Origin of the sequence: Lactococcus garvieae (genome assembly GCF_016027715.1) — a bacterium.
In the GTDB taxonomy this organism is placed as follows: Bacteria; Bacillota; Bacilli; order Lactobacillales; family Streptococcaceae; genus Lactococcus; species Lactococcus garvieae_A.
Window position 1 is genome coordinate 1,018,439 of record NZ_CP065691.1, and the last position, 12,457, is coordinate 1,030,895.

The window sequence follows — 12,457 nt, forward strand, 5'->3', positions numbered from 1 at the left end:
ATTAACCTACCATTACCTTTTCTTCTGGATATTTATAGAGTGATTCATGACTATCTTTGGCATTCAGAGAGTAAATTATCGTAAATACCCCAACTCGACCAATAAACATAAGTATTCCTACGATAATTTTTCCGGGAACATTCAAATCGGGGGTAACTCCCATACTCAAACCAACGGTAGATAGCGCAGATACAACTTCAAATAAAAGCTGATCCACACGGAATCTCGGATTAGTTAAAAGTAAAGCAAATGTTGCAATAACCATCATAAAGAAATAGAGAAAAACAGACTCGTAAGCTTGTTTGACTACACTTTGAGGAATTGTTCTGTTTTTAAAACTTGTATGTTTGTCACGCTTAATAATAGACCGAACATTTAGAGCCAAAACACCAATGGTCGTGGTTTTAAGTCCCCCTGCGGTTGAACCAGATGTCCCCCCAATAATCATCAACATAATTGTAAGAAAAATACTGGCTTGACTGAACAAGTGATACTCTTGAATAGAGAAACCAGCTGTTCTCTGAGAAATTGAGAGGAAAAGACTCTGCATGGTAAAAATAAACGGATTATTACTTACACTTTCAAAATCTGAAATCAAAAAGAGCAACATTCCACCAAAAATAAGAAAAGTTGTAGTTGTAAGGGCTAATCTTGTGTGAAGTGATAATTTTCTTTGTTTTTTATAATTAAGCAGGTCCATCATAACGATAAATCCTAAACTACCACAAACAATCATTGAAGCAATAACCATTAGAACATAAGGCGAATGTTCATAAAGCATCAGCGAGTTTCCAAACAAGTCAAAACCAGCATTACAATAAGCTGATATGGCATGGAAGACACTATACCAAATACCTTTAATTAAACCAAACTTAGGTACAAAAGCAAAAGATAGCAAGACACTACCACAAAACTGAATCATGAAGGAAATAATCAAGACATTAATAACAACACGCACACCTGAGCTAATATCAGATAAACTATAAGACTCTTGAATAATCAGACGAGATTTGAGAGACATTTTTTGATTGAGTAGCAAGAAAATACTGACAACCAAGGTCATAAATCCTAACCCCCCAATCTCTATCAAAAGTAGCAATACAACTTGACCAAAGAGAGACCAGTGGGCACTTGTATCAATTACAGTTAACCCGGTCACGCAGGTGGCAGAAACAGCTGTAAACAGTGCATCAATCGGGTGTGTAAACTGTCCTGTTTTTGAAGAAATAGGTAAGCTAAGCAGAGTACCTCCAACAATTACAAGCGTTAAGAATGCAATAAAGATAATCTGTAGAGCTGTTAATTTTTTTAAATTTTTTGGCATGCCTTGCTTAATTAACTCTCCTCTTTTTATTTGTCTGGGGGTAGCTTTCTATTTTCAAAAAAATATAGTAAAAGACGTGCCTTTACTATATGATATTTTCCTAATCCTGCCTGAATTTAACTGACAGAAAACTACTTATTCAGCTTTTTCAGCACTTTTGTTTGCTTTTTTCTTATTACTCTTATAACGACGTGTCAATTCTTGGGGAGCGCGTGCTTCCATTACTACAGGTAAAACAACTGGTTTACGACGTGTTTGATTGTAGAGGAATTTTCCTAGAGCATCACGAATAGCACCTTTTAATTCTGACCAGTCGAAAGTTGATCCTGCAAGATATTTTTCCACAGTTTCATTCACAAGATTACCAGCATCTTTCATCAAATCACGTGATGTTTTGACATAAACAAAACCTCGTGTATGCACACGTGTTTGACTCACAATTTTGCGGTCACTCTTGCTGATTGTAATCACAGCTATGAAGATTCCATCTTCTGATAATACTTTACGGTCACGTAAAACAACTGAACCAATATCTCCGATACCTGAACCATCGATCATCACATTTTCTGCTGGAACAGCACCTGCAGGAATCATCTCATCTTTATTATTGAAAGATACAGACTCTCCTTTTTTAGCGATAAAGATATGTTCTGGAAGAATGCCCATCTCCATTGCCAACTCTGCATGGGCACGTAACTCACGGTATTCACCTTGAATTGGTATAAGATTTTTCGGGCGCAAAATATCAAGCATAAACTGCAAGTCACGCGCGTTAGCATGACCAGAAACCTTGAGGTCACCACCTAACATCTTCATCACGCCACCAGCACGATAAACATCATTTTCAATACGAGCAACCAAAGTTTCATAGGCTACCGAAGGAGTTGTTACAGCAAAAGCCACATCTCCTTCTTTGATTTTCACCCATTTATGACGTTTATGTGCCATGTCGCCAAGAACTTTTAAAGGTTCACCCATGCGACCTGTTTCGATAATCACAAGCTCTTCATCAGCATATTTACTGATTTCATTTGGCTTAATAATTGCTTTTTTGTCTTCGATTTGCAATTTTTTCAAGCGAGTTGCTGTCTCAACGATTTGATCCATATCTTGGCCAGTAAAGACGATATGGCGTCCAAGTTTGATACTCGCATCAACAACTTGTTGAATACGACCAAGGTTACCCGCATTACAAGCAATAATCACACGACCAGCTGCTTCATCAATCGTATCGTAAATTTTTTCATAGATTTCATGCTCACTTGCTGATTGCGCTGTGGACAAAGCATTTGGCGAACTTGAAAGCAAAGCAAGAACATTGCTTCCACCAATTTCAGCAAGTCTACGCATGTTTGTACGATAGCCTGGGGCGACCGCTGGGTCAAAGCGGAAATCACCAGTGTATACTATATTTCCTGAGTCCGTACCAATAACAATACCCATTGATTCTGGGATTGTGTGCGTTGTTGAGAAAAAGGAGATAACAGCTTGACCAAAGTCAATTTCTGTTTCTTCATTAACAATGTGGAAGTCTTTAAATTTTTTGCTGCCATCATAGTTACGTACATTGATTTTAGCAAGCTCAATTGTCAATTCACTTCCAAATACTGGAACGCGTAATTCTGAAACAATATAAGGCAAAGCTCCTATAGAGTCCGCATGTCCATGTGTCAGGAAAATACCTGCAACACGGTCTGCATTTTCAACTAGATAGTCAATGTCTGGAATAACAAAGTCAATCCCAAGCATGTCACTGTCAGCATACTTTAAACCTGCATCAAGAACAAAAATTTGTTCGTTGACCTCTGCTAAGTACATATTTTTACCAAATTCACGTACACCACCTAAGGGTGTAATTTTTATATCTGCCATTTATTTATTAATTAAAACCTTTCTTATTTCGTAATAAAAGGGATTGGCATTCCAATCCCTACCGAGAATACTTACTATAAGTATAACTCAAAGCTCACAAAAAATCAATCAAATATTAGTCAACAGCCCTTATCATGCGGTTTATCAAGCTTTATATTTTTTAAAATTTCGAGTACTTCTTTTTCGTATTTTTCTAAAAATATTTGGTTTTTTATACGTAAACATCCTTTTCCAACAGCTGATTTAGGCAACCGTGTTTGCCATATAGGATTGTCAGAATAAAAATAGATAGCTACATAATTCTTTTGCGAAGTAATATTGATTGCTCCAGCTTCTTCATATCCTGGGCTAGGAAAGAAATTTTTACCAAGAGATATTGATGCAAAAGTTTTACCATTATCAAAGTATCGGAACTTTTCTTTTGGATAAACATTTTGAACCATACATAGAACTTGCCTCAAAAGCTGGGAATCTGGGGCTTGAGCAATGTAAGCTTCTATATTTTCTGCAGCATTGTACATAAGATAATCTCGCTTTCTTCTAAATTAAAAATATTTGTTTAAAAAACACTCCACAACTGCTCTGTATTTTTCTTTATCTATTTCATAAGACCTGACATGTCGCCCACCTTTGGCAATATAGATTTCTTTTGGACCCTGAGTCGCTTCATAATTTCGATAGACCATTTCTGGGGGAACAAATGTATCTTGATCACCATGTATAAATAAGAACGGTTTTTTATTTTTACGCAGCTGATTGACGGCTGATGCTTCTTTCCAATCATAGCCCGCAAACAGTTTTGACCAAAAAGAGAGAAGGTAAATTAAGGGGAATGGTGGTAAATGATAATCGGACTTTGCTTTATGTGTCAATTCATTCCACACGGTGTCATAGCCACAGTCTTCGATGAAGCATTTAACATTATTTGGAAGATTTTCTCCTGAAACCATCATCGTAGCCGCAGCCCCCATAGATATACCAAACATAGCGATTAGACTATGAGGATTTTTAGTAACAATTTTTTCAATCCAAGCCTTATTGTCTAAGCGGTCTAACCATCCAAAACCAATATATTTTCCAGGGCTCTGAGCTCCGGCACGATAGTCTGGCATACGAACATTGTATCCTAAGTCATGGAAAAGCCAGCCAAATGCACCATAGCGGTCTCTTACAGATTTATAACCATTAGCTAATAAAATTGTCTTATCAGTAGCCTTTTCCGCAGGTAGATACCACGCCTTCAATGTAAGCCCATTATGCGTTTTTAATTTCCATTCCTTTTTTCAGCTTGCATAAAAGCATACCATTCTGGATAGAGAGAAACATCTGCTTCTGGTTGAGAAACCCAAATACTTCTATTTTTATTTTCAATGAAGATAAATAGACCTAAACTAATAATAAGAACCAATAATATGAGCACCATCAATATTATTAAAACAATTAACATGGCTTCATTATAACATGTCTTTTCAGTTTAGCCTTTCTCTCCCCTTTTTAAAAATTCTTCACATCTATATTGGCTACTCCCACTCAAAAAAGGAGCTTACTTTAAGCTCCTTTAGTTATTTGTTCATGTACTCAAAAGAAAAGAAGTTTTCATTAATTACCTGGTACATCAGAGAGGGTCCAAGTTACTTCTCCGTGATATTTTGCTACATACTGTTGTGTAACAGGAACTTCTAAATGGATTCCTTTTTTGGATGTCTCATTCCAATTTTGGCTAATATTAAATATTCCACCATTTGTACCACTTGCTTGGCTTTGAACGATTGCATTATTTGTTGAGAGCATCGTTTTGGTAACACCATCATTACTGAACCAGAGAGCACCTGCTAAAGAGTGGCCACCAGAAACAACTGTCCCCGAGTTGTCTATTTCTACTAATGGAGTATTTTCTTTTACAAACATAGTCCATCCCGTATTTGTCGAGCTTTGTCTTGTATCAGTCACGATTACATCTTGATTATAATTAGGAAAGTCGATTATACTACTTGGTTTAACCTTTAATTGGCCAAAATCCATGGTTGCTGGCGCACTGGTGAAATTCAAACTTCCACTAAAAACGGTGACTGCTACATTTTTTGATACAGTTTTATCTGATTCAGAAAAATTATATGTAATATTAATTACGTCATTGGACTCTGCATTCTTTAATGCATTAAAATAAGACGTAGCATCATCTAAAGCTGCCTTACTTGTAGTCCCATCTGATTTATAAGTTTTTGCACGAGTATAAATATCTAAAGACGCTTGATCACTGTTAAGTCCAATTGCATTGGCTTCTTCTTTTCCCATCGTAACAGCATAGGCATTCACTGCTTTCTGTGCATCAGGTGATATAACTGCTTCATCTGCTACCACAACAAGATGTACATTTACCGTCTCATTGGTCGTCGTCCATGTCACAGGGATATCGAGGAAGTCTTTTCCTTTTAGGCCATCATTCGCCGTGTTAAGTGTATTTCCATCAAGCTGTAAGCCTGATAAATCAGCTGCATGCACCTCCATTAGAGATTGAAGTTGGCTTTTTGTTAAATCTTTAGCAACACTTTCTGAAATAATTATATTTTTAGCTGCAAGCTTCTCTGTTATAGTTATCGTAGCCTTAGGCGCTATAACTGGCACCGCTGCAGAAACTTTATATGTTCCCACAACACTAGGAAGAGCGATTGATAAAACTGCACACATTATAAAAAAACGTTTCATTTTTTCTCCTCCTCTTAAGCTGGTCCATCTGAAATCGTATATTTAAAAATCCCTGAGGGCGTTCCTGATTGTGTCAAGAGTGTATTTTTTGCTTTAATTTTTATCCCTGCTGTAGCGGGGACATTTAAAGTATAATCCTGGCCGGCATTAGCCATACTAATGTAAGATGGTAAAGTTGTATCCGATGTAACTGAAGCAATTGACACAGCCATTCCTGTACCTAATTCTTTATTACTTCCAGAATTTGCTGGGTCACTCCAATAGTAATCAATATTGTCCGCAAAATTATTCTGTATCATGGTTACAGTAAGGTTGAAACTAGGATTTTGACCCCTATCATCACCCACAACTAAAGTTTGTTTGGCATTCCCATTAATTAAGTTTGACCAAGCACCATTAGCTGGGGTTCCATTGACATCATTAGGGTTTAATGAAACATTAAATGTTCTCTCCATCGATGATTTCGCAGAATTCATCCAGAACCCGAGAGGTTGATACCATGAGATATATTTCGCCGTTTTCATCGCTAATAAATCAGAACTTGAATAATTGTTAGGTATTAAAGTAGAACTTGCAGTGGCTCCCAGTCCCGTTATTCTACCTGTATTTTTTCTATACCAGATATCACCGGTGGTTAAATTATTTTGATTTGGTGTGACTAAATCTAAAAAGTTGGTGTCAAAGGTAGCTGCTGTAGTGGAAGCGTGAGTTCGTAATCCATTCCCCGTTATCGTTACGGGGAAATTGTTACTCGCATTAACAGTAGGGTCAAATACGGATCCACCAGCAGTGTTTAGGGTAACAACTTTTGGATCATTAAGTGTAATACCACTTCCAGTTCCAGGACTTCCATAGACCAAGCTTCCAGATGTCTTCAAATTATTCAAAAGTAAGGTAGCATTTTGGCCAATATTCCAGTTAACAACTCTTGTACCTGTAAAGCCGTTGACATTAATACTTCCACCGCCAGTTGTTACAGCAAGTCTACCGTTATTACCAACATTTACCGTCCATGAGTTATTTGCTACGCCATAGAACCAGCCACCAGAGTATCTAGCTGCTGTAGCCGCCGTCCCTTTTATATCAAAAGCTGCACCATTTCCTATATCCCAAACCATCGGGCCACTATTTCCATCATCGTAATACATACAATATGTATCATTTAAATTCCAAACGAGATGAGCATCATCAGAAACTTTCATCGTATGTGAATTGTTGTAGTAGGTATAGTAAGGTTGATCATATCCCCAGTTTTGGTTTAAGGTGGTAGTACCTGTAACAACTTCTACCCATTTTCCTCCCTGAATCCATTCTCCTTGATTATCGGCCCCTGTCAATCCTACAGTATTCATATTATTATCTTGCTGGATATTGAAAGTATTTGTTCCATAAAATAATATTTTTCCATTGTCATTACGGATGGGCTGAGCTGCCGCACGAGCCACTCCATTCGTTACTGTTACATCTTCATAAATAAATGTTGGTGCTGAACCCCCAGTGCCCACGGACTGAAAGATCCCTCCCGTTATATTATTTATGATTGAGACATTTTTGACTGCTAAAGTCGTAGAGTTGCTGACACCAGTATTGGGGACACGAAAAGGTCCACGAATGTAGCCTGCACCTGCGCCTGAACCTGAACCTGCTGTTGTATAATTAGTGTCGGAATCTAAGTAAAGAGTATGACCATTTCCATTAATAGATAAGCTCTTTCCCTCTGAAATTGAAACGCCGCTGTTTGTGTTTGAGGTACTTGAGTAGCCATAACCCCCAATACTGGTATCCCCTGCCACATTTCCTACTATATTAAAATAAACAGTATTGTTTGATGCTGCTCCTGGGGTAACAGCTCGATAAGTATCCATCATGTCTTTCCAACTGTTGGTACTATAATAAGTGGCCCCTGCTGTCCCAGTTACTGCTCCATTGGTGTCAGTGTTCCCGGTCAATACTGCCGCTTCTGCTTTTTCTCCCATACCTACCAAAGTCAAGACCATGCCCGCCATAAAGGAGGCAGTTAGATATTTTTTATTGAATTTCATATATTTACTTTCCTTATAATCCCTGAACGAGCGTGTTTGTAATAGTTGCTTGGTAAGCGCCTGGCTTTATTACTTGCGTGGTATCTAATTCAATTTCCGCAGTTGCATTTCCACTCTTTTGGTTCCCTTGGGCATTGGGCTGACCAGTCAAGACTCTTCCTGCTTGCCCAAGAACATTTACACCACTATTTCCTTTAATAGTGCCTGTGGCATTATCTGCTACGCTTATTTTAAAATATTTTAGAGGTAATACCGTAGGAGTTCCATTAATCATTGCTGTAAAATTACTTATCTTCTGCTGTAAATTATAACCCCTAGTAGTACCTGTAATATTGACAATGTTGTATGGCTCTGTTCCTGCAACAGTGATGGGGCCTCTAGTAGAAGATTCTGTATTAGAAAAATTAAAGTCTGGAGCGAGAGTGAGATATAAATTATCAGTAGTAGGTGCAGTAACATTGATATAAGTATTGGCACTTCCATTATTGTTATCGATTTGGGTATCTGCACAGACTTTATCAAGTTGTACAGCACTAATGATAGTCAAAGCAATAACTGCAATGAATTTCATTTTTTCTTTCATTTCTTCTCTTTTCTTTTATTTAATCCATAAAAGACTAATCCTACTGCTGTTGCACTAAGAGTAGCAACTCCTATCCATAGATAGTATTTTTGTTGATTGTTTTCTTTGTTTTTTCCTGTCTGAGGTGTAGCTTTAACACTACCTTTATTGTCTACTTCAAGCAGATAGACTTCTTTTAGATTTTTAGATCCCTGTTCTGTTTCTATGTTCAGTTCGTACTGATTTCCTTTTTTCAGCTTTTTTTCCATTTGCAAATCTAAGTTGACATCAGCATAGGGAACGATTGCTCCTGAAGCATAGTCTAGGCTTGAGTAAATTACCCCTCTTTTATCTTTGATTGATGCATGAAGTTTTGTTTTTTCTTGTAGTGTATCACTATTATTTTGAATACGAACAGACTGCTCATCCATATTTAATTTACCTGGAGAAAGGGAGAGATCAGACGATTTAGCCTGTGCGCCAGATTGGAGAATAAGAGCAAAAGCTGAACTATAAATATTCAGTAAACTTTGACTTTTTTCTTTATCATTTGCCCGGCGAGTAACATTGATACCCCCTATTGCAATTTTATCTGCCCAAGATTTAGGTACTTTAATTTTTATTGGAACTTTTTTTATTTCACCAGGTTCTAGAACTACCACCCTACTCCCAGTACTTTCTCCTATTGAAATATTTCGGTAGTAATCAAATCCTGTTGAACGAGAAAGAAAATCCTTTGTTTCTTCTTCTTTCAAGCTGTAATCAATAACAAAATTGGAATTAGTAATCGCCTGATTAGAAGTTATATCAAATGTGTTTTTATTCTTACCATTATTTATTTGTATATATATAGTAATTTCTTGACCACCTTTAACATCTAATCGCCAGTAGCCTAACTTATCATCGGTCTGATGTTTTTCAAATATTGGCTTCGTGGAAAAATCCGCACCACCATTTTCTTGAGCATAGGCTTTTTCCCCAGTCACTAGTACCCATAAAAAGATTACTAAGAATAGGAGTAAGCATTTATTAACTTTTTTCTTCATTTAGTTCATTCCTATCTTTGAATCTACGGTAAGCTTATGTCTTCCCAAAACTATGCGTATTTTCTTTATTTTTTACTCTCTTTTTCATCTAACTTTTTCTCAAGTTCTGCAATACGTGCTGTTTTTTCATCTTCTTCTTTTTTACGACGTTTCCATAAAATAAAGAAAAGTATAAGTATAAGAACGAGGATGATAAGCGCAATAATCAACCATTTAATCCAAGAATTATCTTGTTTTATCGTGACATCTTTCTGGTTAAGCTCACGTGCTTTATCAGCTGTAATTTCAAAATCTTGAGTAAATTTCCATTCATATTTGTATCTCGTTTCATTTCCTTTTGAGTCTTTAACTACGTATTTACCATTTTCATCTTTCTGTCCATGAACAGTCATTTTCAACTGATATTTACCTGGTTGTAGTTTTTCTCCATTCAATGAAAGAGGGTAATCAAAGTTGGAATTAGGTGCCATTTGCATCATTTCTTTACTTGATTTATATACAAGCTTCGGATTATCAATTCCTTTAATCGTTTCTGATAGCTGCATTTGATTCAGATAACCCATTGTTGGATTTTGCAAGTTGGCATTGATTACGTTCCGATAATTTACCTGACCTGGAGCTACTTTGGTTAATTTAAGATCAGGCGCTACTTTTTCACTTTCTTGACTCATCAAAAGAGCAATAACGTAAGCATATTCGTTCTGAATACTGATTCCTTTGGAGTCAGAGGTCTTCTTCTCACTCTGTTTTTCTTTATAAGTTAACCCACCAGCCATATAACCCTTAAATCTTGTAGCAGGCATTTTCACTTTAATCTTTACCGTTTTTGTCGTTTTAGGTGGTAAGACGATTTCTTTATCAAGATTCACATAATCCTTCATGTTGTACTTTAAGGATGAATCAGCTTTTATATTATTTGGAGAGTATTCAACTACTCCATTTAAATTTGTTGTAGCACTTGCTAAGCCCTGTTCAACAGTAACAGACTTGTCTGTTGAATTACTCAACTCAACAGAGAGTGTTTGTTCTTGATCTGGTTTCATTAGCAAATCAAAATAGGATGCTTTGCTTGCTTGATTTTCGGGTAATACAGCTTTAACACTAAAATTAAATTGATTTGCAAAAGCTGGTTTGCCAAAGGCTATTATTCCACTTAGTACTAGTGTAAAGACTGCCCATTTTTTTAAGTTTTTCATATTTCCTTTAACCTCGATAATAATATTTTAACTTCGAATAATAATATAATAAATAATTGCTTATTTTCTTCTTTTATTGAATGAGAAAGAAGAAAATATAATTTTTAGGAAGCTTTCGTCTATGGTAAGCTTCTCTTTATAAATGATAAAATATTTATCTTAGTTTGCTGGAGTGTCTGTCAATGTCCAAGTCAGAGTAGACTTATAAGTTGTAGCTAGCTTTGTTGCTTTACCTGGGACAAATAAAGATACTGATGAATCTTTGGTTGTATCATCACCCCATGCAAGAAGGTTAGTACCTGATCCACTGCCTGCTGTCGCACCAAGAATTGTCCCTGAAGAAGCACCTGGTGTTAAAGTAACTGAAGAAACTGATTTATTTGCAGGGGATTCAGAGTTTGTAACTACTCTACCATTTGACAGTGTCATTTTAGCGCCCGTTAGTACTGATCCAGTACCAGTTGAACCATTTGTAAATTCTGTTGCTTGAACAGACAGAGACCAGCCCGCTAAACTCCCACGGTTATCTGTAACCTGAACCCAGTTTGGACGAGTTGAACCATCCGAAAGTGGATTTGCTTTAGCATTGTAAGTCTTATCTGAAGATGTGATCTCTTGACTACCAAAGTCAAAGCTTGAGGCATAGTCAATAGAAAGCGGACCATTCGTGCCTGGCTTTGGTCCAGTTGGATCAGTTGGGTCAATGGGCGTAACTGGTTTTGTAGGATCGGTTGGATCCACTGGATCGGTTGGTTTGGTTGACGGAGTATAGGTGATTACTCCGTTTGAGTCGTATGTTCCACCATCAGCTGCAAAGACAGTTGAAGCCCCTGTGGATGACATAATTAATGCCAGTGCTGTAAGAGAAATAATTTTTTTCGTTTTCATATTCGTTTTTCCTTATTGTTTTACTATATACTTAACTATTCTGAGGTAACTCAGAGAGTATCCATTTTAACTGAGTCGTATAAGAAGCCGCATCTTTAATTGTTTTTCCGGGAACGTAAAGTTGGACATCAGTATTGAAGTTTTCTTTTACTACGTTTCCTTCTTTGTTAAGTGCGTTTTGTTTTACGAGTTTACTTCCCCATCGTATTGTCCAAGTCCCTACTCCAGCACCTTTTTCTGCTGTTGCGACAACTGTTTCTTTACCAGGTACGAGGTTATTGATTTCTTGAATTTTTGGTGCAGCGTCTTCATTGGCTGAGACTGCTTCGGGATTTTTCAAAGAAATCATTGCCCCTTCTAAAACGCGGTGTTTTGCAGAGACGTTTTCTTGACGGAACTGAGCCTTTTCTATAACTTTCAAAGTCCATCCTGCAGTTGTTCCACGATTATCCGTGACTTGAATATAATTAGGAGTTTCAAGATTGGAATTTATATATCTTTGTGATTTCGCATAGTAAGTTCTATCTTGAGTCGAGATATTATTAATTCCAAAGTCAAAAGATGATACATAATCAATAGATAAGGGACCTGGGGTCCCTGGAGAAGGTGTCTTGCCATCTGGCCAGATTGGAGTAACAGCAGAACCGGGATTATTTGGCCCTGGATTAACAGGTGGAGTTATTTCCTTTCCTGGTGTAAAACCAATTTCTCCAGACGTTTGATAACTCTCGGAGTCAGCTCTAATATTTTCGGAAGAAATAATGATAGTTGTAGAAGCTAAAAACAAAGCTATACCATATACCAGTTCTTTTCTCATTCTA

Annotated in this window: 12 protein-coding genes; all 12 read right to left on the reverse strand. The window is 37.0% G+C overall.

The window, feature by feature from the left end; genetic code table 11:
• Position 1: 1 nt before the first annotated feature.
• A complete protein-coding gene (locus I6G50_RS05050) occupies positions 2-1,324 on the reverse strand; it encodes a TrkH family potassium uptake protein (protein ID WP_081166391.1) in 1,323 nt (440 codons plus the stop codon).
• 135 nt (positions 1,325-1,459) lie between these two features.
• A complete protein-coding gene (locus I6G50_RS05055; protein WP_081166388.1) occupies positions 1,460-3,196 on the reverse strand; it encodes a ribonuclease J in 1,737 nt (578 codons plus the stop codon).
• A 119-nt stretch (positions 3,197-3,315) separates the two neighbouring features.
• Positions 3,316-3,639, reverse strand: a complete 324-nt coding sequence (locus tag I6G50_RS05060) for a DUF1801 domain-containing protein (RefSeq protein ID WP_232252380.1) — start codon at positions 3,637-3,639, stop codon at positions 3,316-3,318.
• 102 nt (positions 3,640-3,741) lie between these two features.
• On the reverse strand, positions 3,742-4,440 hold the full coding sequence (locus tag I6G50_RS05065; protein ID WP_197909368.1) for an alpha/beta hydrolase: 699 nt from the start codon (positions 4,438-4,440) through the stop codon (positions 3,742-3,744).
• 20 nt (positions 4,441-4,460) lie between these two features.
• On the reverse strand, positions 4,461-4,643 hold the full coding sequence (locus I6G50_RS05070; protein ID WP_197909369.1) for a hypothetical protein: 183 nt from the start codon (positions 4,641-4,643) through the stop codon (positions 4,461-4,463).
• Between the two features lie 152 nt (positions 4,644-4,795).
• Positions 4,796-5,902, reverse strand: a complete 1,107-nt coding sequence (locus I6G50_RS05075) for a WxL domain-containing protein (RefSeq protein ID WP_197909370.1) — start codon at positions 5,900-5,902, stop codon at positions 4,796-4,798.
• A 14-nt stretch (positions 5,903-5,916) separates the two neighbouring features.
• Positions 5,917-7,944: an RTX toxin gene (locus tag I6G50_RS05080; RefSeq protein ID WP_197909371.1), complete on the reverse strand. Its 2,028-nt coding sequence runs from the start codon at positions 7,942-7,944 to the stop codon at positions 5,917-5,919.
• Between the two features lie 13 nt (positions 7,945-7,957).
• On the reverse strand, positions 7,958-8,515 hold the full coding sequence (locus tag I6G50_RS05085; protein WP_232252381.1) for a hypothetical protein: 558 nt from the start codon (positions 8,513-8,515) through the stop codon (positions 7,958-7,960).
• 8 nt (positions 8,516-8,523) lie between these two features.
• Positions 8,524-9,552 carry a DUF916 domain-containing protein gene (locus I6G50_RS05090; RefSeq protein ID WP_197909373.1) on the reverse strand — a complete coding sequence of 343 codons (1,029 nt, stop codon included), beginning with the start codon at positions 9,550-9,552 and terminating at the stop codon, positions 8,524-8,526.
• A 65-nt stretch (positions 9,553-9,617) separates the two neighbouring features.
• On the reverse strand, positions 9,618-10,748 hold the full coding sequence (locus tag I6G50_RS05095) for a DUF916 and DUF3324 domain-containing protein (protein ID WP_197909374.1): 1,131 nt from the start codon (positions 10,746-10,748) through the stop codon (positions 9,618-9,620).
• 159 nt (positions 10,749-10,907) lie between these two features.
• Positions 10,908-11,636 carry a WxL domain-containing protein gene (locus I6G50_RS05100; protein ID WP_003135577.1) on the reverse strand — a complete coding sequence of 243 codons (729 nt, stop codon included), beginning with the start codon at positions 11,634-11,636 and terminating at the stop codon, positions 10,908-10,910.
• 31 nt (positions 11,637-11,667) lie between these two features.
• The gene (locus I6G50_RS05105; RefSeq protein WP_197909375.1) at positions 11,668-12,453 is read right to left on the reverse strand and encodes a WxL domain-containing protein; all 786 of its coding nucleotides are present in this window, start codon (positions 12,451-12,453) and stop codon (positions 11,668-11,670) included.
• Positions 12,454-12,457 lie beyond the last annotated feature (4 nt).